Origin of the sequence: Mucilaginibacter sp. P19 (assembly GCF_050632265.1) — a bacterium.
In the GTDB taxonomy this organism is placed as follows: domain Bacteria; phylum Bacteroidota; class Bacteroidia; order Sphingobacteriales; family Sphingobacteriaceae; genus Mucilaginibacter; species Mucilaginibacter gossypii.
On record NZ_CP192586.1, the window covers coordinates 1,111,896 to 1,138,514 of the forward strand.

General features: G+C 42.0%; 32 protein-coding genes. 21 read left to right on the forward strand and 11 right to left on the reverse strand.

The window, feature by feature from the left end; translation table 11 throughout:
* Positions 1-87 precede the first annotated feature (87 nt).
* Complete coding sequence (locus ACQ86K_RS05370; protein ID WP_431199948.1) at positions 88-375, forward strand: glycosyltransferase; 288 nt, start codon at positions 88-90, stop codon at positions 373-375.
* A 77-nt stretch (positions 376-452) separates the two neighbouring features.
* On the opposite strand, the gene ACQ86K_RS05375 is transcribed toward ACQ86K_RS05370, so the two are convergent.
* The 6 genes from ACQ86K_RS05375 to yihA form a co-directional block, all read right to left on the reverse strand.
* Positions 453-2,156: a M3 family oligoendopeptidase gene (locus ACQ86K_RS05375; RefSeq protein WP_091172610.1), complete on the reverse strand. Its 1,704-nt coding sequence runs from the start codon at positions 2,154-2,156 to the stop codon at positions 453-455.
* Positions 2,157-2,335: 179 nt separating this feature from the next.
* Positions 2,336-3,262, reverse strand: coding sequence for an NAD-dependent epimerase/dehydratase family protein (locus ACQ86K_RS05380; protein ID WP_091172607.1), 927 nt, complete (start codon positions 3,260-3,262; stop codon positions 2,336-2,338).
* A gap of 161 nt (positions 3,263-3,423) precedes the next feature.
* Positions 3,424-4,029: a Crp/Fnr family transcriptional regulator gene (locus tag ACQ86K_RS05385; protein ID WP_091172604.1), complete on the reverse strand. Its 606-nt coding sequence runs from the start codon at positions 4,027-4,029 to the stop codon at positions 3,424-3,426.
* Positions 4,017-4,871 (reverse strand): UbiA-like polyprenyltransferase, encoded by an 855-nt coding sequence (locus tag ACQ86K_RS05390; protein WP_091172602.1) that lies wholly within the window; start codon positions 4,869-4,871, stop codon positions 4,017-4,019. The genes ACQ86K_RS05385 and ACQ86K_RS05390 overlap by 13 nt, the downstream gene beginning before the upstream one ends.
* Positions 4,872-4,912: 41 nt before the next feature.
* Positions 4,913-5,263: a hypothetical protein gene (locus tag ACQ86K_RS05395; RefSeq protein ID WP_091172600.1), complete on the reverse strand. Its 351-nt coding sequence runs from the start codon at positions 5,261-5,263 to the stop codon at positions 4,913-4,915.
* A 9-nt stretch (positions 5,264-5,272) separates the two neighbouring features.
* Positions 5,273-5,905, reverse strand: coding sequence for a ribosome biogenesis GTP-binding protein YihA/YsxC (gene yihA, locus ACQ86K_RS05400; RefSeq protein ID WP_431199949.1), 633 nt, complete (start codon positions 5,903-5,905; stop codon positions 5,273-5,275).
* Between the two features lie 148 nt (positions 5,906-6,053).
* On the opposite strand from yihA, the gene ACQ86K_RS05405 reads away from it, so the two are divergent.
* Positions 6,054-6,542, forward strand: a complete 489-nt coding sequence (locus ACQ86K_RS05405) for a VOC family protein (RefSeq protein ID WP_091172596.1) — start codon at positions 6,054-6,056, stop codon at positions 6,540-6,542.
* 224 nt (positions 6,543-6,766) lie between these two features.
* On the opposite strand, the gene ACQ86K_RS05410 is transcribed toward ACQ86K_RS05405, so the two are convergent.
* The 4 genes from ACQ86K_RS05410 to ACQ86K_RS05425 form a co-directional block, all read right to left on the reverse strand.
* A complete protein-coding gene (locus ACQ86K_RS05410) occupies positions 6,767-6,976 on the reverse strand; it encodes a family 16 glycoside hydrolase (RefSeq protein WP_431200794.1) in 210 nt (69 codons plus the stop codon).
* 29 nt (positions 6,977-7,005) lie between these two features.
* On the reverse strand, positions 7,006-7,503 hold the full coding sequence (locus ACQ86K_RS05415; RefSeq protein WP_431199950.1) for a 3-keto-disaccharide hydrolase: 498 nt from the start codon (positions 7,501-7,503) through the stop codon (positions 7,006-7,008).
* A gap of 23 nt (positions 7,504-7,526) precedes the next feature.
* The gene (locus ACQ86K_RS05420; RefSeq protein ID WP_431199951.1) at positions 7,527-7,925 is read right to left on the reverse strand and encodes a hypothetical protein; all 399 of its coding nucleotides are present in this window, start codon (positions 7,923-7,925) and stop codon (positions 7,527-7,529) included.
* Positions 7,926-8,077: 152 nt separating this feature from the next.
* Positions 8,078-8,896, reverse strand: coding sequence for a Gfo/Idh/MocA family protein (locus ACQ86K_RS05425; RefSeq protein WP_431199952.1), 819 nt, complete (start codon positions 8,894-8,896; stop codon positions 8,078-8,080).
* A gap of 310 nt (positions 8,897-9,206) precedes the next feature.
* On the opposite strand from ACQ86K_RS05425, the gene ubiE reads away from it, so the two are divergent.
* The 6 genes from ubiE (at position 9,207) to ACQ86K_RS05455 (ending at position 13,867) form a co-directional block, all read left to right on the forward strand.
* Positions 9,207-9,938, forward strand: a complete 732-nt coding sequence (gene ubiE, locus ACQ86K_RS05430; RefSeq protein ID WP_129568464.1) for a bifunctional demethylmenaquinone methyltransferase/2-methoxy-6-polyprenyl-1,4-benzoquinol methylase UbiE — start codon at positions 9,207-9,209, stop codon at positions 9,936-9,938.
* Positions 9,935-10,669, forward strand: a complete 735-nt coding sequence (locus ACQ86K_RS05435; protein WP_129568465.1) for an outer membrane beta-barrel protein — start codon at positions 9,935-9,937, stop codon at positions 10,667-10,669. The genes ubiE and ACQ86K_RS05435 overlap by 4 nt, the downstream gene beginning before the upstream one ends.
* 175 nt (positions 10,670-10,844) lie before the next feature.
* Positions 10,845-11,603: an SDR family oxidoreductase gene (locus ACQ86K_RS05440; protein ID WP_431199953.1), complete on the forward strand. Its 759-nt coding sequence runs from the start codon at positions 10,845-10,847 to the stop codon at positions 11,601-11,603.
* 161 nt (positions 11,604-11,764) lie between these two features.
* Positions 11,765-12,214: a GatB/YqeY domain-containing protein gene (locus ACQ86K_RS05445; RefSeq protein ID WP_091172583.1), complete on the forward strand. Its 450-nt coding sequence runs from the start codon at positions 11,765-11,767 to the stop codon at positions 12,212-12,214.
* A 216-nt stretch (positions 12,215-12,430) separates the two neighbouring features.
* A complete protein-coding gene (locus ACQ86K_RS05450) occupies positions 12,431-13,204 on the forward strand; it encodes an alpha/beta fold hydrolase (protein ID WP_091172581.1) in 774 nt (257 codons plus the stop codon).
* Complete coding sequence (locus tag ACQ86K_RS05455; RefSeq protein ID WP_091172579.1) at positions 13,205-13,867, forward strand: CBS domain-containing protein; 663 nt, start codon at positions 13,205-13,207, stop codon at positions 13,865-13,867.
* A 113-nt stretch (positions 13,868-13,980) separates the two neighbouring features.
* Here the strand turns inward: ACQ86K_RS05455 and ACQ86K_RS05460 are convergent, their stop codons facing one another.
* Positions 13,981-14,643: a response regulator transcription factor gene (locus ACQ86K_RS05460; protein ID WP_091172576.1), complete on the reverse strand. Its 663-nt coding sequence runs from the start codon at positions 14,641-14,643 to the stop codon at positions 13,981-13,983.
* Between the two features lie 259 nt (positions 14,644-14,902).
* Here ACQ86K_RS05460 and ACQ86K_RS05465 point away from each other — a divergent pair, with 259 nt between their 5' ends.
* From ACQ86K_RS05465 to nuoK, 13 genes are all read left to right on the forward strand, one after another.
* A complete protein-coding gene (locus ACQ86K_RS05465; RefSeq protein ID WP_091172573.1) occupies positions 14,903-15,784 on the forward strand; it encodes an NAD kinase in 882 nt (293 codons plus the stop codon).
* A gap of 9 nt (positions 15,785-15,793) precedes the next feature.
* Positions 15,794-16,579: a DUF6089 family protein gene (locus tag ACQ86K_RS05470; RefSeq protein ID WP_091172570.1), complete on the forward strand. Its 786-nt coding sequence runs from the start codon at positions 15,794-15,796 to the stop codon at positions 16,577-16,579.
* A 162-nt stretch (positions 16,580-16,741) separates the two neighbouring features.
* Positions 16,742-17,263, forward strand: a complete 522-nt coding sequence (locus ACQ86K_RS05475; protein ID WP_091172568.1) for an ExbD/TolR family protein — start codon at positions 16,742-16,744, stop codon at positions 17,261-17,263.
* Positions 17,264-17,643: 380 nt separating this feature from the next.
* Entirely contained in the window at positions 17,644-18,384 is a 741-nt protein-coding gene (locus tag ACQ86K_RS05480) for an isoprenyl transferase (RefSeq protein WP_090531922.1), read from the forward strand.
* 63 nt (positions 18,385-18,447) lie between these two features.
* Positions 18,448-21,000, forward strand: a complete 2,553-nt coding sequence (bamA, locus tag ACQ86K_RS05485; protein ID WP_091172566.1) for an outer membrane protein assembly factor BamA — start codon at positions 18,448-18,450, stop codon at positions 20,998-21,000.
* A gap of 16 nt (positions 21,001-21,016) precedes the next feature.
* Entirely contained in the window at positions 21,017-21,547 is a 531-nt protein-coding gene (locus ACQ86K_RS05490; protein ID WP_090532069.1) for an OmpH family outer membrane protein, read from the forward strand.
* A gap of 48 nt (positions 21,548-21,595) precedes the next feature.
* Complete coding sequence (locus ACQ86K_RS05495) at positions 21,596-22,108, forward strand: OmpH family outer membrane protein (RefSeq protein ID WP_090531918.1); 513 nt, start codon at positions 21,596-21,598, stop codon at positions 22,106-22,108.
* Positions 22,109-22,332: 224 nt separating this feature from the next.
* The gene (locus tag ACQ86K_RS05500) at positions 22,333-22,845 is read left to right on the forward strand and encodes an OmpH family outer membrane protein (RefSeq protein ID WP_090531916.1); all 513 of its coding nucleotides are present in this window, start codon (positions 22,333-22,335) and stop codon (positions 22,843-22,845) included.
* 66 nt (positions 22,846-22,911) lie between these two features.
* Positions 22,912-23,757, forward strand: a complete 846-nt coding sequence (murI, locus tag ACQ86K_RS05505; RefSeq protein WP_091172563.1) for a glutamate racemase — start codon at positions 22,912-22,914, stop codon at positions 23,755-23,757.
* Positions 23,758-23,929: 172 nt separating this feature from the next.
* Positions 23,930-25,000, forward strand: coding sequence for a complex I subunit 1/NuoH family protein (locus tag ACQ86K_RS05510; RefSeq protein ID WP_091172560.1), 1,071 nt, complete (start codon positions 23,930-23,932; stop codon positions 24,998-25,000).
* A gap of 132 nt (positions 25,001-25,132) precedes the next feature.
* On the forward strand, positions 25,133-25,723 hold the full coding sequence (locus ACQ86K_RS05515; RefSeq protein WP_091172557.1) for a 4Fe-4S binding protein: 591 nt from the start codon (positions 25,133-25,135) through the stop codon (positions 25,721-25,723).
* Positions 25,724-25,749: 26 nt separating this feature from the next.
* Complete coding sequence (locus ACQ86K_RS05520; RefSeq protein ID WP_256337510.1) at positions 25,750-26,268, forward strand: NADH-quinone oxidoreductase subunit J family protein; 519 nt, start codon at positions 25,750-25,752, stop codon at positions 26,266-26,268.
* Complete coding sequence (gene nuoK, locus ACQ86K_RS05525; RefSeq protein ID WP_090531905.1) at positions 26,265-26,570, forward strand: NADH-quinone oxidoreductase subunit NuoK; 306 nt, start codon at positions 26,265-26,267, stop codon at positions 26,568-26,570. Before ACQ86K_RS05520 ends, nuoK begins: the two co-directional genes overlap by 4 nt.
* Positions 26,571-26,619 lie beyond the last annotated feature (49 nt).

The following is a 26,619-nucleotide window of genomic DNA, read 5'->3' on the forward strand; positions in this document are numbered from 1 at the left end:
AAAAGATAGAGCCATTGCTTTGTGCCGATGTGGAGTATATAGGCCATGCCGGGCCTGATAAGCGCCGGGAGCTTTTAGGCAGAGCTTGTGCACTGTTGCATCCCATCAGCTTTGACAGAACCTTTTGGCCTGAGTGTGGCTGAAGCAATGCTGTGTGGTACGCCGGTCATAGCTTTTAACCGCGGCTCGATGCCAGAATTAATCAAAAACGCACAGACCGGCTTTTTGGTTAATACGGTTGATGAAGCCGCCGAAGCAGTTGGCTGGCTCCGTCAGATTAGCAGGGCTGATTGTTATGACTGGGCAAATTCGCAGTTTTCGAGTGATAAAATGGTGAAGGATTATTGGGAGTTGTATAATAGGGTATTGAATTAAAAGCAAAAACTGCCGCGGCAGACAGGTATAAACAACAAAAGCGCCAGTAGCGCTTTTGTTGTTTATGAGAGAAAATTTTAATTTAATTTATCCAACTCTGATTTAACAAACTCAGCCAGTTCTTTTACATAGGCCGCGCTAAAGTCAAACTTGATCCCTGCGGTTTCGTAAATCTCTTTAATAGTTTTAGTGTAACCGAGTTTAAGGGCGTCTAAATATTGTTGCAAACCCTTTTCCGGATTTTCTTTGTAGTTTTTCCACACAGCTATAGCTCCTAACTGGGCCATGCCATATTCGATATAGTAAAATGGCACCTCGAAGATGTGCAGCTGTTTTTGCCAAAGATTTGCTAATGCTTCGCGATGTTCGCTCCAATCGGCAAAACCCGCGCCGAATGGTTCAAAGATCTCGATCCAGGCGGTTGTACGGTCGGCATCGGTATGGTCGGGGTTGGTATAGATCCAATGCTGAAACTGATCGACAACGGCTACCCAGGGCAGGGTTTTCAAAACATCAACTAACTGATCACGTTTGGCGCGTTTAAGATCTTCCTCGTTATCAAAATACACATTCCAGTTATCCATCGAGATCAGCTCCATCGACATGGAGGCTAATTCGGCAACTTCGGATGGGCAATGTTTAAAATCATTCAGTTCCAGATCGGCAGTAAGGAAAGTGTGTACCGCGTGACCACCCTCATGTACCATGGTGGTTAAATCGCGGAAGGTATTGGCCGAATTCATGAAGATGAAAGGTGCGCCGGTTTCGGCCAGCGGATAGTTGTAACCACCCGGAGCTTTGCCTTTACGGCTTTCCACATCAAACAGGCCGTTATCTTTCATGATCTCCAAACGTTCGCCTAAATAACGATTGATGTTGCTGAAGCACTGGATAGATTTCTCGATCAGGTCTTCGCCATTTTGGAATGGTTTAAGGGCTGGTTTGCCAGAAATATCCACATCCATATCCCATGGCTTAAGCGTAGGTAAGCCCAAAGCCTCGCGGCGCTTTTCGGCCTGGGTTTTTAGAATAGGCACTATTTCGGTTTCGATAGCTGCATGAAAAGCATAACAATCCTGCGGGGTATAATCGAAACGGCCTAAAGCCTGGAACATATAATCGCGGAAGTTTTCAAAATTGGCGTTTGTTGCTACTGTGTGACGAAGCTTACGCAAATGGTCGAAAAGTTCATCGAGTTTGTCTTTATCCTGTAAACGGCGGCTGGTGATCTTTTCCCAAACTTCCTGGCGTTTAGCACGATCAGTGCCTTTTAAAAATACGGAAGCTTGTTCTAACGTAAATTCCTTATCATCAACATGAACAGACATGGAACCGGTTATGGATTGGTACTTCTGCTGTTCCACCTGGATTTCGGTTTGTACCGGGATATTTTCTTCGCGGAAAAGTTCCAATGCTTTTTTTACGGCCCGTAAAAAAATAAAATATTTTTCGCCGTCCAGTTTATCAACAAACGCGCTGGCAACCAGCTTTTTGTTCAGTTCGTTACTATATGGAGCAATTTTGGGCTCAATTTCGGTAGCAAAGTACTGGAACTTTTGAAGCAGGTCTTCGCTGGTGGTGTCGCAGGTCATGCGGATATAGCGCCATGCGAAATCTTCTTCCAAAGCTGCTTCCAGCTCACTTTTATCGCGCAGCCATTTCTCCAGTTCTTCAACTGAGTGGATTGGACGATCTAATAATTCTTTATAAAAAGGCTCAAGGGTTTCCCATTTAATATCAAGGGAAGCCGGGATATATGTTCTTGTTTTTTTGTGGATCATGATTTTTAGATGTGCAGATATGCGTATGTGCAAATGTGCAGATTATGGTTGGAGAAGTGCAAATAATACACGTTTAAATGTGTTTTATTTGATAAAAGAAAAGTAAAAAGTCCGCAAGGAGCAACAGCAACTTGCGGACTTTAATAAATTAAAAAAACTTAAGACTAAAGGCTTTTGACTTAAGACTTATGAAGCGTTTTCGATATCTCAGTTATCGCATCCTCGTAGCTTGTTGGTTTAAAGTTGAACGCTTTCTCAAATTTGCTGCTGTCGAAAATATAATCGTGATCGTACTGGTAATACATCTCCACTGTACCCATTACCACCTTTTTAAATAAACCGAACAGCCACAGCATTACTTTATTAACGCGTGTATATTTTGGTTCAACTTTATAAATCTTGGCGGCAATATCCAAAAACTGTTTACCGGTGATGGCCGGCGGAGTAGGGAGGTGCCAGATCTGATTGCCGCTATTGGGATTTTGACCAAGCATAAACATAGCTTTACCTGCATCGGGCACGTAAATAAAATTGTGTTTACAATCCGGATTGCCTATCCATTGCGCGTTTTGTTTTTTGGCGTAATTGCTCAGCACCATCATATCAATAAAGCTGTTGACCGGGGCGCCATAAAAATCAGGTGCGCGGGCTATGGTTGCGTTGATATTGCCGGCTTTAACTTCATTCATGAGCATTTCGGCGATGCCCGCTCTTATTTCGCCTTTAACGCTGCTGGGTTTATACGGGGTATCTTCGGTCATGGAGCCGTTAACCAGTCCGTACATGTAAACGTTATCAAAAAATATTAAACGGGCACCGGTGGCTTTGGTAACATTGATCACATTTTGCATGATCACCGGCCATTGCGCCCGCCAGATGTCTTTATCATAAACCAGGCCGGCAACGAGATAAATTACTGTCGATCCTTTTGCTGCCGACAGTACTTCATCGTAATTGAGCAGGTCGGCTTTTTGCCAGGTTACTTTATCATTATTATTTGTGTTAACCGGTTTGCGGCTAACTAAACGGATGGTTTCGTTATGGTTGATTAATTCTTTGGTGAGGATGTTTGCTACCGGACCGCCGGCTCCTAATATAGTATGCATGATCTTTTTTCGTTTTGTGTATTACAAAGGTAGGCCGCCTTTGTAAATCAAAACGTTAACAAAAGATAAGGAATTTCACCTCTCCTAAATCCTCTCCAAAGGAGAGGACTTTAAAATGTATGCTTTTTCTCCCTCTCCTTTGGAGAGGGTTGGGGTGAGGTTTAAGCGCTTATCTTCATGATCCTTCTCCTGATCCGCGAGAGCGAAACCGGAGTGATCCCTAAATAGTTGGCAATATAATGCTGGGGGATGCGGTACAAGGTTTCGCCACCTGTTTGTAAAAGATCGGCATAACGTTCTTCGGGCGATTGAATGATAAAGGAAGTAATACGTTTTTCGTAACAGATGAGATAGTGTTCGGCTGTTAATCTCCCAAAACGTTCCATCTTAAAACCAAGAAGCTCATTCATGCACGCTTGTTGTAAGTTTTTGTGGCTTAAATTTACGATTACCGAATCTTCAAGTGCCTGGATATAGTTTGCAGCCGGGGTGCGGGTGAGGAAACTTTTGTATGAGCTTAACATCTCATCTTCAAAGCTGAAATAGCCTGTTATTTCCTCGCCGTCTTTAACATGATAATAGCGTACGGATCCTTTTACCACCAGGCCGATATGATCGCATACTTTACCGGCCTCTACATAAAACCTTTTCTTTTTTAAGGCATCTACCGTTAGGTATTGCGATAAAGCCTGCCACTCTTCATCAGTAAGCGGAACATATCTTTCAAAATACTGCCGAAACTTTTGGAGGGCGGTTAGTGAATCCATATCCTGTCGAGCAAAAACAATACAGCAAATACTACGCTGGCAATGCCATTGGTAGTCATAAAAGCAAAGTTAACGCGGCTCAGGTCGTTTGGTTTTACAAGCAGGTGCTGGTAAACAAGCATGGCGCAAAAAAACGCGATACCAATGTAGTACAGGAAGCCCACCTGAGTTTCAAATGCCGGCATCATAATGAAAACGGCCGAAAGCACATGTAAAAAGGTAGATAGTCTTAAGGCGTTCACTTTACCTAAGTACGCCGGCATAGAGTGCAGGTTTTGGCTTCGGTCAAAATCTTCATCCTGCAGGGCGTAAATAATATCAAAGCCGCTTACCCAGCAAAGTACGGATAGTGAAAAGAATATAGGTGTAAGGGCAAACTGACCGGTAACCACTAAGTAAGCGCCGATAGGAGCAAGCGATAAGCCCAATCCCAATACCAAATGGCAGAGCGCGGTAAAACGTTTGGTTGCGCTGTAGCCCATTACCACAAATAAAGCTACCGGCGATAAAAAGAAACAAAGCCTGTTGATGAACCAGGTAGCTGTAATAAACAGCAGGCAGTTGATAATAACAAATGTTAAAGCAGCTTTTGGGCTGATCCGGCCGGCTGGGATATCGCGCTGTTTGGTACGTGGGTTTTGAATGTCGATATCCCTGTCAAGGTAGCGGTTAAAGGCCATTGCCGAATTACGGGCAAATACCATACATAAAACCATCAAAACCAGCTTTAGCCAGTCGAAATGATACTGGGTTGTAGTTACTGCCAAAAAGAAGCCGATAAATGCAAACGGCATGGCAAAAATGGTATGGGCGAAGGTTACTAAGGATAAGTATTTTTTCATTTTACTTTATAAAAATATCTAACTTCGATGAGGAAGCTTAATTACCAAGAGGCATAAAATACGCTTTCTCCATCTACAAAATTGTCAACAAAATCTTTTTTGAAATTTAATCCAAATGGATCGTTAGGTTTTAAATAGAGCATGGCTTTTTCTACTGATTTTTTATCAAAATATGGTTTGCAATTTTCAAAGGCGCTGTAAAACTCTTTATTCATGCCGCTCCTTTGATAGCCTATTTCGTTAAAAAATAAAACGACTTCTCCTTCATATTCTTTAAACATTTGAATATACCGCCTAACAAATTCCGGGTTCGAATTTAATTCTTCCACAGTGAAGTATTCAAACGTTTCACCGGCATCTGTGGGCACAATATGTGATAGATCCAAACCCATAACGTTATATTAATCCCGATCCTGCGGTAGCTGATAATGCGGCACTTCAAAATTTTGATTTACTGCATCAATAAACTCAAGTATCTCTTCGCGGCCTTGCTGTGTTTCTGACGATGTGATAAAAAACTGTGGCATTTCATCAAATGTAGCCAACAGGGCTTTTTTAAACCGGGCAATAGTTTGATCGGTTTTAATGCTCGATTGTTTATCGGCCTTGGTGAATACCAGCACAAATGAAAGACCTTTTTCGCCAAGCCAGTTGCAAAATTCAAGGTCGATCTTTTGTGGCTCGAGACGACTGTCTATCAACACCATTACACATTGCAGGCTTTCGCGCTTGTCCAGGTAAGTATGGATGAACTTATCCCATTTGGCTTTTTCCGTTTTTGATGCGCGGGCATAGCCATAACCGGGTAAATCAACAATGTACCAGCTTTCGTTGATCAGGAAATGATTGATCAGCTGCGTTTTGCCGGGAGTTTGCGACGTTTTAGCAAGACCCTTTTTACCAATTAATGTATTGATAAGGGATGATTTGCCCACATTTGAGCGCCCGATGAAAGCGTACTCCGCTTTAACGGGTGGAGGTAACTTGCTTACCTGGCTGTTGCTGCAAATAAATTCGGCCGATTTTACGATCATTCTGCAAAGGTAGTATTTTTACTTAATGCGTTCATTGTAGTAATAGTATGGAGTAAATAGCCATTGCTTATTTATAAGCTTGTTTTACAATAGGAAAACAAAAAGTAGCGCAATAATAATTAAATTTGATGTTTAAACATGTAATTATATGAACGATTATAAAATACCCGCCCAAACCCGCATTGGTCACGTACACTTAAAAGTAAGCGACCTGCAAAAATCTCTTGATTTTTACTGTGGTTTGTTAGGCTTTGAAAAAATGGTGATGTACGGCGATCAGGCTGCATTTATATCTGCAGGTGGTTATCACCATCATATTGGCTTAAATACCTGGCATAGCAAAGGCGCTTCACCAGCCCCGGAATACGCACCGGGCTTATACCATACTGCCATCTTATATCCCGAAAGAAAAGACCTGGCCATTATACTTAAAAGGCTGATTGATGCCCGTTACAATATTACAGGAGCATCTGATCATGGTGTATCTGAAGCCATCTATCTTAACGATCCCGATCAAAACGGGGTTGAGCTCTACTGGGATCGCCCCAAAGAACAATGGCCTGTAGATCAGGAAGGGAATTTGACCATGTTTACCCGCAGGCTGGATATAGAAAATTTACTGCAACTGGCTAATTAACAGATAAGAAGCAAACAAAAAAACTCATTGTGGGTTATATATTCAACGGGGGATTAAAAAGATAATTCATCTTTCCCGGTCATTGGGAGGCGGAACGGCGAAGCAGTCCTCTGCCGGCGATATTGCATGGTTGCCTGCTGTTAAGGATTGCTTCGTACCCCCAATGAGTTTTTTGATAAAGATAAAACTGTTGCGCGAAGGTACGAAGCAAAAAATTATAAATATTATAATTCCTTTATTTTAATGCTCCTGAAATAAGCTTTATGCCCATGGTCCTGTAGTGCAATCAACCCGGTTTTGGCGTTGCCATAGTCGGGGTAATCTTTCCATTTACCTTCGGCTTTTTTCCTTTTCCAGTCGCTGGTCCAGGCTTCAAAAGCTAAAATCTTTTTGCCGTTTAGCCAGTGTTCAACATGTCCGTTGTTGAAAATAATTTTACTGGTGTTCCAGGTGCCAACCGGGGCTACCTTTTTGAAGCGTTTGGCAGGTACATGGCATAATCACAGCCAGTTTTTTGCCAGTCTTCCAGTTTTTCGGGCCAGCCTGTATCGTCAATGATCTGGTATTCGGGGCCGGTTTCATAGGGGCCATGGTATTTCGGATCTTCAACCACATGGTATATTACACCGCTGTTACTGCCTTTTTCTATCTTCCATTCCCATGAAAGCTCAAAATTGGTGTAAGCTTTATCGGTTACTATATCACCGCCGGTATCGCCCTGCGCTGCACCAAGACAAACTAGGGCACCATCAATAATAGTCCAGTTTTTTACCGGACCCTTTTTGTTGAACCCATGCCAGCCCTTCAGGGTTTTGCCATCGAAGAGATTTACCCAGCCACCTTTTACCGGAGTGCCTTGTTTAGCAGGTTTGTGATTATTAACAGGGATGCCTGAAGTGTGCACACAAACCAAGCCTGCGGCAGCCAGTACCAAACCCAATTTTTTAAACTGTTGTTTCATAATAAGGTATTTGCGGTGAACTATTATTTCTTGATAACCTGCATTTTTTCCGGATCCCAGAACATGGGCGTATTGTTATAATAGCTATCGTTACATAACAGGGCAGGGGCTGCCGCGCGATAGCCAAAAATTGCGTCTTCGGTTACCTTGCCTTTATTGCGGATAGCGGTAAAAAAGTTCACCATATGATCATACGGCCCACCTTTGTATCCTTTTTCGGCATCATATGTGATTTCTTCGGGCGGTAGCATTTTTTTGCGTTCGGCATAACCGCTGCCTGCTTTTTTGAGTTTATCAAGATAGAATGGATCATCAGAATCCATCACTTTATTGCGTTTAAGCGTCACTTTATCCCATGTTATATCCATTGAGCCTTCGCTGCCCACCAGTTTAAGGTAAGTTGTGCCGCTGGTGCCATCCACAAAGTTACACCGTAACGAAAGGTTAAAGGCCGGGTGTGCCTGTGTTTTACCATAATCAAAAGTGCCTAAAAGTACATCAGGTACTTCGCGGCCATCATTCCAGAAACGTAAGCCGCCGGATGCATAAATTTTATTAGGGCCAACTGAATCGGTTATAAAATGCAGGCTTGAAAAAGGTGAACAAAAAGGTCGCCCGCCATGCCTGTACCATAGTCGGTATAATTTCTCCAGCGGAAAAAGCGTTTTTCATCAAACGGACGCTTTTTGGTATTGCTGATATAAGTTTCCCAATCAACAGTTTGAGGTGAGGCATCTTCAGGGATCGGGTATTGCCAAACCTCAAGCGGCGCGCGGCGGGCCCAGAAACCTTCGGCGTAGTTTAATTCGCCAATAGCTCCGCTTTTTAATAGCTCATGTGCCTTTTCGTTGCCTAATGATGATACCCCCTGGCTGCCTACCTGGAATATCATTCCTGTTTCTTTTTGCGATTTGATCACCGCCGGCCCTTCGGTAATGGCATGAACCATCGGTTTTTCGCAATACACATGTTTACCGGCGTGCATCGCATCAACAGAAATTTGCTGGTGCCAGTGATCGGGTGTAGCAATGATTACGGCGTCAATGTCTTTACGGTTCAGGATCTCTTTGTAAACCCGGGTAGTAAAAATGTCGGCTCCCCAGCGGGTCTTGGCATCTTTTAAGCGACCGTCATACAAATCGCATACGGCTACCAGTTTAACACCGGGCACCTGCAGGGCGGTGATGGTGTCCTGGGTACCCATACCACCGGCGCCAATGAGGGCGATGTTTACCTGGTCGTTAGGGCTGTTGCCGATGAGGCGTTTTTGGATGGAAAAAGATTTGGCCTGGCTTTGGCTGGCTAAAAGGCCCGATCCGGCAGCTACGGCCGCGGTTGCTGTGGTTAGTTTTTTAATAAAACTGCGGCGCGAGGGTTCTTGTTCGTCTTTCATAAGGATAAGGAAACAAATTTTAAATGTGATTTGCCGGGACTACCGGCCGAAATTGGTTTCTAAAAATAGTGAATTGACTTAACATTTACATAATTAGCGCAACTTAATATCGATTTAGTAACAGCGAGGAGCATAGGCAACTAAGCTGGTCTACACTTAGCTGAAGAACGAAAACCCCGCTTTGCGAAGCAGAGAGGAGTGACGGGCGCAGCGAAGTAGGGATGAGTTAACTTGTCAGCCCTGTTTCAGTATTCACTTTCAGCTTTCTTAATATTAAAGCATTCACTATACAATCATTATCTTTGCTGCGATGAGCAAAACCATAACACCGTACCATGACGAGCAGGCTACCAAAAAAGAACAGGTAGCAGATATGTTCAACAATATATCAAAAACCTATGATTTCCTTAACCATTTCCTGTCACTTGGTATTGACATCATTTGGCGTAAAAAAGCCATCAACGAATTAAAAAAGGATAAACCAAAGCTGATACTGGACGTTGCTACCGGCACCGGCGATTTTGCTTTTGAGGCTTTATCTATCCTGAAACCTGAAAAAATTATTGGTGTTGATATTTCAAGGGGGATGCTTGACATCGCGGAGCAAAAAATAGCGAAACGGGGTTTGAGCGATAAATTTGCTGTAAAACTGGGCGATTCGGAAAAACTGCCGTTTGAGGGCGCGGAGTTTGACGCTGTTACGGTTGCCTACGGTGTACGTAATTTTGAAAACCTGGAAAAAGGCCTTGCTGATATAATTCGGGTGCTAAAACCCGGAGGAAAGGTGGTGGTGCTTGAGTTTTCAAAGCCTAAAGTATTTCCGGTAAAGCAGTTATATAATTTTTACTTCAGCTATATTACCCCGGGTATTGGTAAATTGTTCAGCAAAGATGCAAGAGCATACAGCTATTTACCGGAGTCGGTAGCTGCTTTTCCGGATGGGCAGGCTTTTGTGGGTTTGATGGATAAAGTAGGCTTTAAGAATACCAAATGCAGGCCTTTAACGTTTGGTATCTGTTCAATATACACCGGTATTAAATGATTATAAACCGTTACCTGCTTGTAGTTGTACTTATTTTTAGCAGCAATTTATTGTTTGCGCAGCATGTACCGGCCTGGGGTGGCGGCGCCGATCAGCAGGATCTGAGCTTTGGTTTCAGTTTTACTTACGTAAGCACCGATTTTAAAATTGTTAACCAGCCCAATTTTCGCAACGCGTTTTTAGATGAAAACGGTGTGCAGGTTAAAGGGCCGCTTAACAGCATCAGCTCAAAAAGTTCACCGGCTTTCGGAGTAGGTTTTTTGACCCGGTACAGGATCACCGAGCACCTTGAGGTACGCACCACACCATCATTAATTTTTGCCGACAGGGCTTTGCATTATTCTTATGTCGATCCGTCGGAAGATGTGGATAAGAAAATACAAACCACTTCGGTCGACGTTCCCCTGCAATTGAAATTAAAATCAGACAGGTTGGGCGATTTCAGGGCTTATGTTGTAGGCGGCCTGAAATACACCCAGGCCATAGGATCTAAGAAAAACGCGGATGCCAATCTTGACCTTTCGGAGAAGCTGGTTAAAAACGTAGGTGGCTTTGCCTCGTATGAGGCGGGCGTGGGTTGTGATATTTATTTTGAATTTTTTAAGCTTTCGCCCGAGATTAAGATCTCCAATTCGTTAGGCAACGTGTTGATGCGCGAGTATAACCCCTACTCGGCGCCCCTCAGCAGGTTGGGCTTACACACCATTATGTTTAGCTTGATTTTTGAGTAGAATGTAATTTTCCTAAATCTCGTGCTCATTTATAATGAGAGCGTAAAATAGACTTGCGTTTTCAACCCGATATTGGGGTGGGTAAAATCCTCCCTTTCAAAAAACATCCTTACTCCCAACCGACAATATTTTAAAGTAAAAAACATAATTTCGCTGTTTATAGTTATCAATATCTATGAGTAAGATTGCCTTAATTACAGGAGCTACCGCCGGCATTGGCGAGGCATGTGCACACGTTTTTGCCCGCGAAGGCTATGACCTTGTATTAACCGGTCGCCGGTTAGATAGGTTGGAGAAACTGGCCAAACACCTGAATGATAAGTATAACGTAGAAGTTGCGGTTTCGTCATTTGATGTGCGTAACCGCGAAGATACCATTAACAACCTGGAAGCTTTGCCGGCCCAATGGAGGAAAGTGATGGTATTGGTTAACAACGCCGGTTTAAGCCAGGGGCTTGATCCTATTCAAAAAGGCAGTATTGATGATTGGGAAACCATGATTGATACCAATATCAAGGGCCTGCTGTATGTAAGCCGGGTGGTATCAAACTGGATGATAGAAAATGGTAAGGGGCACATTATAAACCTTGGCTCGATTGCCGGTAAGGAAGTTTATGCTAACGGAAATGTATATTGCGCTACCAAACATGCAGTTGATGCTTTAAATAAAGGTATGCGGATTGATCTTTTACCCCATGGTATTAAGGTAACGGCGATACATCCGGGAGCTGTGGAAACCGAGTTTTCGGAGGTGCGCTTTAAGGGTGATAAGGAAAGGGCCAAAAAAGTTTATGATGGTTTTAAACCATTGGTGGCCGAAGATGTGGCCGAAACCATCTGGTTCATTGCATCACGACCGGCACATGTTAACATTAACGACCTGGTTATCATGCCTACAGCACAAGCCAACGCAGGTACGATATTCAGAGGGTAGGAGGGAAGTCTGAAGTCGGAAAGTCAGTAAAGTCCGAAAGTAAGACAAGGCTGCTTTATTAACCAAACAAATCCTTCGGACTTCCGGACATCGGATTTCCGGACTAAAAAGAAAAACTTTCGGACTTTCCGACATCGGAATTCCGGACTAACATAAAACATATGTCGTTAATTACACAAATAGACCAGGACATTAAACTGGCCATGCTTGCCAAGCAGGCAGATCGTTTACAGGGGTTGCGTGCCATCAAATCGGCGTTGCTTTTGGCTAAAACCGAAAAAGGCGCTGCAGATGAACTAACCGAGGATGCTGAAATTAAAGTATTGCAAAAGCTGGTAAAACAGCGTAAGGAATCGGCCGATATTTATAAGGAGCAAAACCGCGACGACCTGTACCAGGTGGAAATAGCCGAAATGCTGGTTATTGAAGAATACCTTCCGCAACAAATGAGCAAGTTTGAAATTGAAGGCTACCTTGAAGAGCTTATTGGCAGGATAGGCGCTACATCAGTAAAAGATATGGGCCGCGTAATGGGTATGGCCAGTAAAGAGCTTGCAGGCAAGGCCGATGGTAAAACAATATCAGAGGTGGTTAAACAGTTATTAGGTTAAGTTTTTACCATTTAATAGTACAGCGTTTTTTTGTGCAATGTTGTGTTAATGTTAATCTTATTAATAAAAGCTTAACATTACTACATTGGTAAATAATTACTATACTTGCTAAATGTCGTTCGTAATAAACTAATTTTACAGCGGAATAACAGGAATTTGTACTGAAAGCAATTTTGGTATAAGATAAGTTTGAAAAATTAATTTTTAATATTTTATATGGAGTTCGTGCTTAAAGAGGAACACGGTTTTAGTTACATCGATGAGGGCGAAGGAGAGGTGCTGTTACTGCTGCATGGTTTAATGGGGGCGTTGAGCAATTGGGATGGTGTTATTAATGAGTTTAAATCAAAGTACAGGGTTATTATCCCCATGCTGCCTGTTTATGACATGCCGCTGATTAGTACCGGGGTAAAAAGTTTATCGAAATTTGTACATAAGTTTATAAAGTTTAAAAAGCTTAGCAATATTACCTTATTGGGTAACTCGCTTGGTGGGCATGTGGCATTAGTTTATTTAACCACGCATCCCGAAAACATCAAGGCTCTTGTTTTAACTGGTAGCTCGGGCTTATATGAAAATGCTTTCGGCGGCTCTTTTCCGCGCAGGGAGAGTATTGATTTTGTACGCGAAAAAGTGCAATTTACATTTTACGATCCGGCTATTGCCACCGATGAGTTGGTGCTTGATGTTTTTCAGACCATTAACGACAGGCATAAGGTGATCCGCTTGCTGGCCATGGCAAAATCTGCCATCAGGCATAATATGAAAAAAGATCTGCATAAGATTACTATCCCGGTATCTTTGATATGGGGCCGTAATGATAAGATCACCCCGCCCGAGGTAGCTGTTGAATTTCATGAGCTGCTGCCCGATTCGGAACTTCATTGGATTGATAAATGCGGCCATGCACCTATGATGGAACACCCGGAAGAATTTAATACTTTACTTAAACAGTTTTTAGCTAAATTAGAGACCAAAGTAAATGCATAGATGATAGCACTTGACCTGATAGCTGACTCGATACCGCCGGTACACACTTCTGATACCATTCAGAAAGTGCTTGACCGTATGATTGAGTTTCGCCTCAGGCATTTGCCTATTGTAAATGAAGAGCAGTTTTTAGGTTTGCTTGCCGAGGATGACCTGATAGCCGAAAGTGATTATCAAACACCCATAGGTGCGCTGGCCCTTTCGTTGGTTAATCCCTACGTGCTGGAGGATCAGCATATTTATGATGTTATCCGCCTGTTTTATGAGCAGCAGCTTACCATTGTACCGGTGCTTGATGCAAAAAGCAACTATCTTGGGTTGATATCTATTAACGCCATTACAGAATATTTCGCAAAAATAACTTCAGTATCGCAACCGGGAGGCATTATTGTGCTGGAGATCAATAATAAAAATAATTCGCTTGCGCACATGGCGCAGATAGTTGAGTCAGACAACGCGCAGGTCCTGAGCTCCTATGTTCAGTCCTTTCCCGATTCAACCCGGATGGAAGTTACCCTTAAGGTTAACAAGCAGGATATTTCGGCCATAACTGCCAGCTTCCTTCGGTATGAGTATGATATCAAAGCTACCTTTAATCATACCGATATCAACGATACCACCCGCGACAGGTATGATTCGCTCATGAATTACCTTAATTTGTAGTATTAAGTCCGAAGTCTTAAATCATTAGTCCGAAGTATTGAGTCCGCTATGTATGACTTTCGGACAATTTAAACTACTGACTTAAGACCCGGAACTTCCGACTTATTATGATTTCAGACCAAATTATAAGCCTGCGCAAACATCACTGCATCATAATTATTTTTCAGGTGCAGTTTGTTTTTGATGTTTTTACGGTGCGTTTCGGCAGTAGCCGGGGCAATGAACAGCTTCGCGCTGATCTCGGCCGAGCTCATACCCATGGCAATATATTTCAGAATCTCTTTTTCGCGCCGCGTGAGCGTTAAAAATAACAGGTTATTATGGCGTAAAAAAGCGATCTCATGCATAAGCCTGTTTACCTTGGTGGTAATATGATGCACAGGATCAAGCCTGCTGGCAATAGTTAACAAATATGCAGCATCGCCTGCTTCATTGCGTGCAAAAACTTTGGTATTGCTCACAAATAATTGCCATTCGGGGTTATCAGGTACACGTACCTGCTGAAAATAGGATACCTGCTCCTGTGTTTTGCTTTTTATCAGGTGCAAAATTTTGGGTACGTATTCGTTGCTGTCTTCGGTGTTAAAATATTTAACGTGATATGTTTCAGGGCCCATGGCCTGCAGTTCATCAAGTGTGGTACCCAGTATATCGAGACCTACGCTGTTCATATACACTATCTGCAGCGTTTCAACCTCATGAATTATTAATGCAGAAGGAAGGTCATCAGCTATTGACTGTATATCCGATAGTTTTTGGGTAAAAGTTTTATCCATCAATAAAATAACCGTTGTTTAAATATTGGTAAGGTAGGCCAAAATAGTTAAACTTAATTATTTTACCTTGAAGTTATTTATCTGTTAAAGCAATTAAAATGGCTTTATTAGGAAATATAAGCAAACAATAGTGCAAAATTTACCATTATAAGAAAAATGTATGATGGGTGGATTGTAGTGTTTAATTTATGCGGTATTAATTATTTACGCCTTGCTGCATTAATGTACTTTCAAAGTTCGATATTCGCTTTTTTAAAAAATGAAAATAGCAGTTTACGGCAGGCCGTTTAATGAGCCATCTGTTTTACCTTTTATACAGCAGGTTTTTGATAACCTTGCACAGCATGGTGTCGATATTTATGTACACCAGCAACTCCACGAATATTTGCAGGATAAACTAACCACAGTGCAATATAAAGTGTTGCGCCCCGCCGAAACCTTAAAAGGCTTTATTGATATTTTTATAACGCTTGGAGGCGATGGTACCCTGCTTGATACGGTTACCTTGATTCGCGATTCGGGGATCCCTGTTATCGGTATAAACTTTGGCCGCCTGGGCTTTTTGGCCAGTGTTAATAAAAGTGATATTACGGCAGCCATTCATGCCGTGGTGAACAGACAATTTACCTGCGATTGCCGTGAATTGCTTACCGTCGACTCGGACCCTAATGTTTTTGGCAGCAATAATTTTGCCCTTAATGATGTAACCATCCATAAGCGTGATGATGCCGCCATGATCATAACCCATGTATTTTTGAACGATGAGTTTTTAAATTCATATTGGGGTGATGGTATTATCATCTCAACATCAACCGGCTCAACAGCTTATTCATTAAGCTGCGGAGGGCCTATTATTTTTCCGCAATCAAATAGCATAGTAGTAACCCCGGTATCTCCCCATAATCTCAACGTGCGGCCTATAGTGCTCCCTGATACCAGCAAACTTTGTTTTGAGGTGGAAAGCCGCAGTGCCAATTATATCATCTCCTGCGATTCGCGGACGGAAGTTTTAGATCAAACAGTTAAGTTTCATGTTCAAAAAGCCAGTTTTCAGTTAAATTTAATTCGCCTTAGTAATGAAAGCTATTTAACTACGTTAAGGAATAAACTGCTTTGGGGCCTTGATGCCCGTAATTACTAAATTTGATTAATGCCTAAATTTTTACTTTTTGCCATATTCTTGTTTTTAACTTATCAGCTGCAGGCCCAAACCTGGGAAATAGGCGGATCGATAGGCGGTGCGGGGTACATAGGTGATCTTAACCCCAATAACCCTGTTAAAATAAGCGGCGTTTCGGCGGGTATCTTTGGTAAAAGAAATTTTAATGGCTATTTTTCAGCTAAACTGAATATTGGTGTTGGTAATATATCGGCTTATGACAATCGGTCCGGCTATCAACAGTTTCGTGATCGTAACCTCAATTTTAAAGATCAATTGCGGGAGGTAAGTGTTATCGGCGAGTTTAACTTTATGAACTATATCCCCGATGCCGGACGAAACAAATACACCCCTTATATATTTACAGGTATAGGTATTACATCTTACGCGCCGCGTGCACAGGATTTTAACGGGCACGAGGTTGGCTTAAGGCAGCTAAAAACCGAAGGCCAGGCTAAGCCTTATGGCAATAACACCGTCGTAATCCCGTATGGTTTAGGTATCAAGTATAATTTATCCGGTAAGTTTACAGTTATGGCCGATATGGGTTACCGCTATGCATTTACAGATTACCTGGATGATGTAAGCGGTGTATATGCCGATAAAAGCAAAATGACCACGACCGGCGCTTTACTTTCTGATCGTTCGGGCGAAAAAACCGGCAATTATATTGGCACCGTTGGTTCTCAGCGCGGCGACTTTAAATCGCATGATACCTACTTCTTCCTTAACTTTACAATCTCATTTACTTTTGTAACAGCAAACTGCTACTTCTAATTACATCAGGCCTAACAAGTGTTGTGGATTTATTGCGTCTCTTTAGATAATAATTCAATATTTAATTCTTTTTAAATTTAAAATATAATATTTAATTCTGTTTTTATATTGAATTTTGTAATTTAGTATTGTACTGATTATTAACCTAAAATCTTTAAAGTCATGGCCGAATTAAACTCATCTCCCCAAAATGGCGGCGGAAAGCACAAACGCAAAAAAATAAACGCCCGCGTTGATCTTACTGCAATGGTCGATCTTGCATTCCTGCTTATTACCTTTTTTATCATGACCACCACGCTGGCTAAACCAAAAGCTATGGATTTGGCTATGCCAGATGACGGCGGCGACGGAATGCCGGTTCCGGCAAGCCGAACACTGACTGTTGTTTTGGGCAAAAATAATAAGGCCATGTATTTTCTGGGCGAGCTTAAAAATCCGATCATTGCACCTTCGGTAACCGATTTTTCAGCCAATGGCATTCGCAGGGCTATCATCGAAGCCAATAAAAAAGTACACGACGGCTCGGGCAAAAGCATGATAGTATTGGTAAAACCAAGCGATAAATCGCAATACAGCAATTTGGTGAGTACGCTTGATGAGCTGGCTATTACCGGCATTCAGCAATACGCTATAGTTGATATTATGCCCGCCGATGTTGACGCGCTTAAACAAAAAGGAATATAAAAGTGTAACGCAATTGTAAGCAAATTTACAGGTGGTTTTTTGAGGTCGGCAGCTTTCATTATCAGGCAGATAATGGCTGCCGGCTTTTTTATTTTTTGAGCTTTAAACCAAAAATTATGAAAAATCATGGTTTTGATAGCTGTTTAGGCAGTTTTAATATATTATTCGCAATAACATTTTCTTTTAGCGAGGGATACTAAAAAAATACAAAGTAAGTTTTACCTTTGTACCCTGAAAAATCCGTCAATTTGCGTGGCAAAACGGCGGATGCAGGTAATTAATAATTGATTAATCTAACAACCGAATATCGCAGACCATAGTATTGATGAAAAATTTTACACAAGTGTGTTTGTACAGGGTGGCTTTTGATAAGGAGTAATATGGATTATTTGGATCAGATTGATTTGTCGAGACTACCACAGCACGTAGCTATTATTATGGATGGCAACGGGCGCTGGGCGAAAGGGAAAGGCAAATTAAGGATATTTGGCCATCACAACGGTGTAACATCTGTTAGGGATGTTGTTGAGGGGGCCGATAAATTGGGTATTAAATATATCACCTTATATACATTTTCGTCCGAAAACTGGAACCGCCCCAAGCTGGAGGTTATGGCTATTATGGAGTTAATGGTAACCACTATTCATAAAGAGGTTCCCGGCTTTATGAAAAACAACATCAGGCTAAATGCCATTGGCGATCTGGACACACTGCCCGAAAAATGCCTTCGTGAACTTAATAATGCTATTGAAACAACAGCAGGCAATACCGGTGTTGTGCTTACGCTGGCTTTAAGCTATAGCTCGCGCCGCGAAATTGTACGGGCTGCAAAAAATATAGCCATAAAGGTAAAAAACGGCGAGTTGAATGCGGAAGATATTAATGAAGAGGTTTTTGAACAAAACCTTTTTACAGGCGATATGCCAAACCCCGAACTGCTGATCAGAACCAGCGGTGAATACCGTATAAGTAATTATTTATTATGGCAAATTGCTTACGCCGAGTTGTATTTTACAACCAAATTATGGCCCGATTTCAGGAAAGAAGACCTGTATGAAGCAGTGATTGATTTTCAGAAACGTGAGCGCCGTTTTGGCTTAACAAGTGAGCAGGTGAACTAAATTTTTACTTTTAACAAATTTTAACAACTGTATAAATTATTTTTAGCCCACTAAAATATTCGAATGTATAAATTTCTTTTTGCTATTCTTTTCTCGGTTTTGGCTACTACGGCTTTCGCCCAGATATCCAATGGGCCGAGGCCTTCGCTTACAAAATCGATACCTGCTGATAGTTTAAGTTATCTTAATCCTAAAGATTATATTATTGGTGGTATTTCTGTTAGTGGCGCAAAATATCTTGATAAAGACATCCTGATCCAGCTATCCAAATTAACCAAAGGCGATCGTATCAACCTGCCGGGCGAACGTAATGCCGAGGTAATTAAAACCTTATATCAACAAGGCTTATTTGATGATGTGCAATTAAACATCACCAAAATTAATATGGATACCATTTACCTGGAGATTGCCGTGTTGGAGCGTCCGCGTTTATCACGCATGCACTTAACCGGTATTCGCAAAGGCGAAATTGAAGATGTTCAGAAAAAATTGAACGACCGTGTAGGCAAGATCGTAAATGAAAACCTCATCAGCACAACAACTGCTATCATAAAAAAGCATTTTAACGAGAAAGGTTTCTTAAACACTACCGTTACCATTACCCAGCGTAAAGACCAGGGTGATGTTAACAGCGTTATACTGGATGTTGCCATTGATAAAAAGACCAAGGTTAAAATCAACGATGTTATTTTTGAGGGCAACAAGGCATTTAGCACCGGAACCCTGCGTGGTTTTCTAAGTAAAACCCGTAAACGTAAATGGTATAACCTGTTTGGCTCAAAGAAATTTAAACAGGACAAATACGAAGAGGATAAACAAAACCTGGTTGAAAAAATGCAGGCCAGGGGATACCGTGATGCCGAGATCCTGAGCGATTCTGTATGGAAACATGACGATGAAACCGTAAACGTAAAGCTGAAAGTATATGAAGGCCCTAAATATTACTTCGGTAATGTTAAGTTTTCGGGTAATGCCAAGTATACCACCGATTTGTTAAACAGGATCCTTCACGTTAAAAAAGGTGACGTATTTAGCGAAGATGAGCTGAACAAGCGTTTAAGCGGCCCGACTCCGGGTAACGATGATATTTCATCGCTTTACCTTAATGATGGCTATTTAACCTTTAATGCCGATCCGGTACAAACAAGGGTTTATAACGATACTGTAGATGTTGATGTGAGGATTTATGAAGGCCCTCAGTATACGATTAACCGCGTTATGTTAAAAGGTAACGACGTTACCAACGATAAAGTGGTAATGCGTGAGATCCAGACAAAACCGGGTCAAAAATTCAATAAAGACCTGCTGATCCGCAGTGCGCGTGAAATTGGCCAGCTGGGCAACTTCGACGAGCAAAAAACCGAACCTAAACCAACCAACATCAATCCGCAGGATGGTACGGTTGACTTGGTTTATAACGTAGTTGAAAAACCTTCAGACCAGATCGAGCTTTCAGGTGGTTTTGGTGGTGGCCAGTTGGTAGGCACATTGGGTTTAACCTTTAATAACTTCTCTATCCGTAATATCTTCCACCTTAAAGCTTACAAGCCACTGCCAAAAGGCGATGGTCAGAAACTGAGCTTAAGGGGGCAGTCGAGCGGCCGTACCTATCAAAACTTCTCGTTCACATTCTCCGAGCCATGGTTAGGTGGAAAAAAACCAATTTACTTTGCATTGTCTGCTTATACACAGGGAAGTTCAACAGGGCAGTATTATCCAAAAACAAGCCCATACTATAACAAATTGCGTATTAACGGTTTGGGCGTTACATTGGGTAAACGTTTAAAATGGCCTGATAACTATTTCCAGTTAAACTACTCACTTAACTTTGATCATTACAGCCTTGACAACTATACCGGTTACCTGTTTACCAACGGTACCTCTTATAACATTAAGTTAACCCAGGAGTTGACACGTAACTCAATAGATGCGCCTATTTTCCCAACCCAGGGTTCAAATATTAAATTTACGATACAGGCTACACCGCCTTACTCATTATTTAATAACATCAATTATAAAATAGCCACCCCCGAAGATCGTTACCATTTTGTTGAGTACTATAAGTTTAAATACGATGCACAGTGGTTCTCGAAACTGGTAGGCAAATTTGTATTGATGTCGCAGGTTAGGTTTGGTTTCCTTGGCCAGTACAATCACCAGGTTGGCCCATCACCGTTTGAACGCTTTAAATTAGGTGGCGACGGTATGCAGAGCTACCAGTTTTTACAGGGTAGTGAGATCATCGGCTTACGTGGTTACCAAAACTTCTCGATTGTACCCGAGGGCTCAAACGAAACTCAAAATACAAACACCGGTAGCGCTATTTATAATAAATACACGCTGGAGCTTCGCCACCCGGTTATTGCAAGCCAGTCGGCAACAATTTTCTTGCTGGCCTTTGCCGAAGGCGGTAACGCGTGGAACCAGTTTAGCCAGTTTAATCCGTTTAATGTAAGGCGTTCGGTAGGTGTGGGCGCAAGGATATTTTTGCCTATATTTGGCTTACTGGGGTTAGATTATGGTTATGGCTTTGATAAAATACCGGGGCAACCGGATGCAAATAAAGGCCAGTTCCATTTTACAATTTCTCAGAGTTTATCCGGCGGATTTAATTAATTTGCGTACCGAATATATGAAGAAGATAATTTTAGTAGCCTTTTTAACGTTAACTGCTTTTGCAGGCGCTTACGCGCAACGTTTTGCTTATGTTGATTCGGAGTATATATTAAAGCACATGCCCGAGTATGCCTCATCTCAAAAGCAATTAGCTGCATTATCTGATCAGTGGCAGAAGGAAGTTGACGGCCGTTTTCAGGAAATCGACCGCCTGTATAAAGCTTATCAGGCCGATCAGGTGCTGATGACCCCTGATATGAAAAAACGCCGTGAGGCCGAAATTGTTGACAAAGAAAAGGCCGCGAAAGATTTTCAACGCCAGAAGTTTGGTCCGGATGGTGAGCTTTCACAAAGAAGCACAGCGCTGATTAAACCAATTCAGGATAGGGTGTCTAAAGCTGTACAAGCAATTGCCGAAGGCGATAACCTGGATATGATTTTTGATAAAAACAGCGAGGTTATTATGTTATATGCTAACCCGCGGTATGATAAAAGCGCGGATGTTATAACCAGATTAGGACTAAAACCCGGTGTATTTGCTAAATAATTTGAATTAAAATAAATCGAACTATTATTTAAACACAGAAAAAGGAAAATGAAAAAACTATTTAAAGTTGCCTTAGTTGCAGTAGGTTTGTTATTTGCGGGCAGCTTTGCAAATGCTCAGACTAAGATCGGCCACATCAACTTCAATCAATTGATTGATATGATGCCCGAAACTAAAACTGTAACTGCTTCGATCCAGGCTTATCAAAAAACATTTATTGATCAGCTTACTACAATGAATAATGAGTACCAGACAAAAGGCCAGGACTACCAGTCAAAAAGGGCAAGTATGACCGATGCTGTACGTACTGCTAAAGAAAACGAGCTTACCGATATTCAAAAACGTATGAATGATTACCAAAACAATGCCCAGCAACAGGTTGATGCAAAAAGGCAGGAATTAGGTAAACCGCTTATTGATAAAGCTACCCAGGCAGTACAGGCTGTAGCTAAAGAAAAAGGCTATGCTTATGTATTAGATTCATCACAGATCACCTTATTGGTATCTCCTGATGCTGATGACCTGATGGCAGCTGTAAAATTAAAATTAGGTTTGAAATAAGAATACAAAAGACATTAAAAAAGCGCCCTGATTAAACGGGACGCTTTTTTTATGTTTGCCATTTAAATTACCCCATTGTTATTTTAGCCGGGTAAGGATAGCTGTCAAATGTTCCTGTTCATTGTAAGCTCTCCCGAGGTTAGTTCATGAGCAATTTGCTGATACACGTTATAAAAACAAACAGATAATTATTATCCATTATTAAACACAGGACACAAAACAAAATGAAAAAACTATTTAAAGTCGCCTTAGTTGCAGCAGGTATGTTGTTCGTGGGTAGTTTTGCTAAAGCGCAAACAAAAATAGGTTATGTTAATTTTAGCCAGGTTATTGACCAGATGCCTGAAACTAAAACTGTTTCTACAACATTACAGGCCTATCAAAAAACATTCATTGATCAGTTAACCACTATGAACAATGAGTTACAAACCAAGGGTGCCGATTTGGAAAAAAACGGTTCAACTTTGACAGATGCTGCCCGTTCAGCAAAAACTTCTGAATTGCAGGATATTCAGAAACGCATGAACGATTACCAAAACAATGCTCAGCAACAAGTTGATGCTAAAAAACAAGAATTAGGCAAACCCATTATTGATAAAGTTAGCCAGGCTGTACAAGCGGTAGCTAAAGAAAAAGGTTACGCTTATGTATTGGATTCATCACAGGTTAGTATGATCGTATCGCCTGCAGGCGACGATCTGATGGCTGCCGTGAAATTGAAATTGGGTTTAAAATAAAATCACCTTTAAGTAAATTATACAAAAGCGCCCCGTAATTACGGGGCGCTTTTTTTATGTTTGTATATGTCAAATCAACCAATTGGTATTTTTGATTCGGGTTATGGCGGGCTAACTGTGTTCCGTTCTATCATTGAACAATTGCCCGGCTATGATTATATTTATATGGGCGATAATGCCCGTGCTCCCTATGGTAACCGCTCATTCAGCACCATACACCAGTATACCTGGGAATGCGTGCAGTGGATGTTTGACCAGGGATGCCCCTTAGTGATCCTGGCGTGTAATACGGCATCGGCCAAGGCGTTACGTACCATTCAGCAGCAGGACCTTAAACAGATAGATGACCCGTGGAAAAGGGTATTGGGCGTTATCCGCCCTACTGCCGAGGTTATTGGCGATTATACTAAAACCAAAGAGATTGGGGTGCTTGGTACAAAGGGCACGGTACAATCTGGCTCATACCTGCTCGAGATCCAGAATTTTTTCCCCGATATAAAAGTTTACCAGCAGGCCTGTCCGCTTTGGGTGCCGTTAATTGAAAACGGGGAATATGATAAACCCGGTGCAGATTTTTTTGTGCAGTTGTACCTGGATCAAATCATGGCGCAATCGCCCAACATCGACACCATTTTACTGGCTTGCACGCATTATCCTATTATCCAGGACAAAATAAAAGCACATTTGCCCGAACGCATTAATGTTATAGGGCAGGGCGATATCGTGGCTAAAAGCCTTGTTAGTTATTTAAACCGCCACCCCGAAATTGAACAAAAGCTTAGCCGGAACGGCGAAAATAAGTTTTATACCACTACCGATGATACTGCCGATTTTGACCATCATGCCTCGCTGTTTTTCTCGGCCCCGGTAAAATCAACGTTTATATCGGCAAATGATTTGGTGAAGTGTTGAACCTTGATTTTTATGATTATAGGATGATCATGATACAGAGCTTTAGGCGTTGATATATCTGGCAATCCTTAAATCAGGTAAATCATGGTTCTCCTATCAACTTAATATATAATTTAATCATTCTAAATAACTCAACATTTAGTAAGTTTGCACCCTTAAGCAAAAATTCCTGTTGAACTATTATTTTACATATTTTATTGCAGCAATTGGGTTGTTCAGTTTTTCGGCCTTCTTCGCTTTATTCGGTGTATATGCCGAGCGTAAAATATCAGCGTTTATACAAGACAGGCTTGGCCCAACGGAAACAGGAAAATATGGTTCGCTGCAAACGCTGGCCGATATTTTAAAAATGCTTCAGAAAGAGCTGATCGTCCCGGCAGCGGCAGATAAGTGGTTGTTTATGTTGGCGCCGGCGGTAATATTCATTGCTGTATACCTCGGTTTCGCCGCGCTACCCTGGGCCCCCGGGCTTATCCCTTCAAAGACTAATATCGGTCTCTACTATATTTTTGCCATTATTTCTATCGAAACGTTAGGAATTTTGATGGCAGGATGGGGATCAAACAATAAGTATTCTATCCTTGGTGCTATGCGTTCGGCGGCTCAGATCATTTCGTACGAAATCCCCGCGGGCTTTGCCATCATATCTGTTGTAATGATTGCTCAAACGCTCGACTTGCAGGTGATCTCTGCTCAGCAGGGTATTTTGGCTGCTGAAAAGATAAAATTTGCCGGTTTTTGGGATGTATCTCAGATAGGTGGTTTATTTAGCTGGAATGTATTCCGAGCGCCACATTTACTCATCGCATTTGTGATCTATTTTATAGCTTCACTGGCCGAAAGTAACCGTGCTCCTTTTGACATTCCAGAAGCAGAATCGGAACTGGTAGCCGGTTTTCATACCGAGTTTACGGGCATCCGCTTTGCGCTTGTGTTTTTGGCTGAGTACTCGATGATGTTCCTGGTATCCATGATAGCAGTGATCTTGTTTTTAGGGGCCTGGAATACACCGTTGCCTAATATCGGCGGTGTTAAACTGGCAACCTGGACAACCGGGGTGGCTTGGGGGATATTATGGGTGGTAATAAAAACATTGGGCCTGGTGGGTGTTCAGATGTGGATCAGGTGGACATTGCCCCGCTTGCGGGTTGACCAGCTCATGAACCTTTGCTGGAAAGTATTGACCCCGGTGGCTTTCGCTTGTATGCTGATATCGGGTGTATGGAGGTTGTGGCTGATGTGATTTTTAATTTCGGATGTCGGATATTCGATTTCGGAATTAAAAGAATTAAGATTTGTAATTAATTGAATAATAAGAAACAAGGATTAGCAGTAGTAAAGGAAATATCCTGAGCATCCTAAAATCCTAAAAATCATGGTTCAGAAAGTAATTAACGCGTTTACAACGGCATGGAAAGGTTTAAGCCTTACCATCCGGCATCTCTTTGCGGGTAACGGCAAAAGGGAGATTGTAACCGTGAGCGATAGCAATTATTTTAAGCAACTGGAGCATGGCACCAACACTATTCAATATCCTAAGCAGCAACTGCCGGTACCTGAAGTGGGCCGCTACCAGTTGGATGTGGAAATGGATGACTGTATCGTATGTGATCTGTGCGCCAAGGTTTGCCCCGTTAATTGTATCGATATTGAATCGATCAAGGCTACGGAAGCTATCGGCCAAACATCCGACGGTACTACCAAACGTTTGTATGCAGCCAAGTTTGATATTGATATGGCCAAGTGTATGTATTGTGGTTTGTGTACTATTGTGTGCCCAACTGAATGCATTACCATGACCAACCAGTACGATAAAACAGTTTTTCAGCTAAGCGATCTGGTTTACCAGTTTTCGGATATGACGCCCGAAGATGCCGCCGAAAAGCGTGCCCTTTTTGACAAACAACAGGCCGAAAAACAGGCTGCCAAATTAGCCGCCATGAAACAAAAGGAGGGTGGGGCATGACCTTGGTCCGCTTACTGTTTTATACAATGAGTTTTATTGCTATTGGCTCGGCGCTATATGCTGCTTTAAGTAAAAACCTGGTCAGGAGTATTTTTATATTTTTTGTGACCTTGTTTGCATTAGCTGGCTTGTATGTAATTGCCCTTGCCGATTTTGTTGCCGTAACGCAAGTGGTAATTTATGTGGGAGGCATTTTGGTGTTAATCCTTTTTGCATTTATGCTTTCTGGTCGTGAAACGCTAAATGTGATAGAGCAACACAAAGGAAAATTCATTAACATGGCTAAAGTACCGGCTGTTATACTGGCTGCGCTGTTTTTAGCGGTGATTGTAAACATTATCCTTAAAGCCGATGCTGATAAGCTGCCATGGGTAAAACAGGCCATCGCACAAAAAAATGAGATAACGCCAACCTCTTCAACTATAGATAATATAGGCGTTAACCTCATGACCACCTACCTGCTGCCTTTTGAAGCCATTTCTGTTTTATTGCTGATGGCTTTGGTAGGTGCGGCACATTTATCACGTAAGGAGGGCAGGGCATGATCACGTTAACCGATTTTTTACTGGTAGGCGCGTTATTGTTTTGCACAGGCATGTACATGATTGTATCCAAACGTAACTCGATACAAGTATTGATAGGAATTGAACTAATGCTGAACGCCGCCATTTTAAACCTGGTAGCTTTTGGTAAATATGATAAGCTAAATAACGGCGGACAGGTGTTCGCCTTGTTTGCTATTGTGCTGGCCGCGGCAACAACAGCGGTTGCGCTGGCCATCGTCCTGAATGTTTACCGGCGATATAAAACCATTGACCCGGATGAGATTAAAAATTTGAGGGATTAAAATATTGTAGAGACGCATAATTGCGTCTCCCGCAGGACAAGCGGAAATG

Bases quoted from the DNA above. Each gene is read 5' to 3' on its own strand.
- ACQ86K_RS05375 (WP_091172610.1), bottom strand. From the start codon at position 2,156: ATGATCCACAAAAAAACAAGAACATATATCCCGGCTTCCCTTGATATT.
- ACQ86K_RS05380 (WP_091172607.1), bottom strand. From the start codon at position 3,262: ATGCATACTATATTAGGAGCCGGCGGTCCGGTAGCAAACATCCTCACC.
- ACQ86K_RS05385 (WP_091172604.1), bottom strand. From the start codon at position 4,029: ATGGATTCACTAACCGCCCTCCAAAAGTTTCGGCAGTATTTTGAAAGA.
- ACQ86K_RS05390 (WP_091172602.1), bottom strand. From the start codon at position 4,871: ATGAAAAAATACTTATCCTTAGTAACCTTCGCCCATACCATTTTTGCC.
- ACQ86K_RS05395 (WP_091172600.1), bottom strand. From the start codon at position 5,263: ATGGGTTTGGATCTATCACATATTGTGCCCACAGATGCCGGTGAAACG.
- yihA (WP_431199949.1), bottom strand. From the start codon at position 5,905: ATGATCGTAAAATCGGCCGAATTTATTTGCAGCAACAGCCAGGTAAGC.
- ACQ86K_RS05405 (WP_091172596.1), top strand. From the start codon at position 6,054: ATGAACGATTATAAAATACCCGCCCAAACCCGCATTGGTCACGTACAC.
- ACQ86K_RS05415 (WP_431199950.1), bottom strand. From the start codon at position 7,503: ATGAAACAACAGTTTAAAAAATTGGGTTTGGTACTGGCTGCCGCAGGC.
- ACQ86K_RS05425 (WP_431199952.1), bottom strand. From the start codon at position 8,896: ATGAAAGACGAACAAGAACCCTCGCGCCGCAGTTTTATTAAAAAACTA.
- ubiE (WP_129568464.1), top strand. From the start codon at position 9,207: ATGAGCAAAACCATAACACCGTACCATGACGAGCAGGCTACCAAAAAA.
- ACQ86K_RS05435 (WP_129568465.1), top strand. From the start codon at position 9,935: ATGATTATAAACCGTTACCTGCTTGTAGTTGTACTTATTTTTAGCAGC.
- ACQ86K_RS05440 (WP_431199953.1), top strand. From the start codon at position 10,845: ATGAGTAAGATTGCCTTAATTACAGGAGCTACCGCCGGCATTGGCGAG.
- ACQ86K_RS05445 (WP_091172583.1), top strand. From the start codon at position 11,765: ATGTCGTTAATTACACAAATAGACCAGGACATTAAACTGGCCATGCTT.
- ACQ86K_RS05450 (WP_091172581.1), top strand. From the start codon at position 12,431: ATGGAGTTCGTGCTTAAAGAGGAACACGGTTTTAGTTACATCGATGAG.
- ACQ86K_RS05455 (WP_091172579.1), top strand. From the start codon at position 13,205: ATGATAGCACTTGACCTGATAGCTGACTCGATACCGCCGGTACACACT.
- ACQ86K_RS05460 (WP_091172576.1), bottom strand. From the start codon at position 14,643: ATGGATAAAACTTTTACCCAAAAACTATCGGATATACAGTCAATAGCT.
- ACQ86K_RS05465 (WP_091172573.1), top strand. From the start codon at position 14,903: ATGAAAATAGCAGTTTACGGCAGGCCGTTTAATGAGCCATCTGTTTTA.
- ACQ86K_RS05470 (WP_091172570.1), top strand. From the start codon at position 15,794: ATGCCTAAATTTTTACTTTTTGCCATATTCTTGTTTTTAACTTATCAG.
- ACQ86K_RS05475 (WP_091172568.1), top strand. From the start codon at position 16,742: ATGGCCGAATTAAACTCATCTCCCCAAAATGGCGGCGGAAAGCACAAA.
- ACQ86K_RS05480 (WP_090531922.1), top strand. From the start codon at position 17,644: ATGGATTATTTGGATCAGATTGATTTGTCGAGACTACCACAGCACGTA.
- bamA (WP_091172566.1), top strand. From the start codon at position 18,448: ATGTATAAATTTCTTTTTGCTATTCTTTTCTCGGTTTTGGCTACTACG.
- ACQ86K_RS05490 (WP_090532069.1), top strand. From the start codon at position 21,017: ATGAAGAAGATAATTTTAGTAGCCTTTTTAACGTTAACTGCTTTTGCA.
- ACQ86K_RS05495 (WP_090531918.1), top strand. From the start codon at position 21,596: ATGAAAAAACTATTTAAAGTTGCCTTAGTTGCAGTAGGTTTGTTATTT.
- ACQ86K_RS05500 (WP_090531916.1), top strand. From the start codon at position 22,333: ATGAAAAAACTATTTAAAGTCGCCTTAGTTGCAGCAGGTATGTTGTTC.
- murI (WP_091172563.1), top strand. From the start codon at position 22,912: ATGTCAAATCAACCAATTGGTATTTTTGATTCGGGTTATGGCGGGCTA.
- ACQ86K_RS05515 (WP_091172557.1), top strand. From the start codon at position 25,133: ATGGTTCAGAAAGTAATTAACGCGTTTACAACGGCATGGAAAGGTTTA.
- ACQ86K_RS05520 (WP_256337510.1), top strand. From the start codon at position 25,750: ATGAGTTTTATTGCTATTGGCTCGGCGCTATATGCTGCTTTAAGTAAA.
- nuoK (WP_090531905.1), top strand. From the start codon at position 26,265: ATGATCACGTTAACCGATTTTTTACTGGTAGGCGCGTTATTGTTTTGC.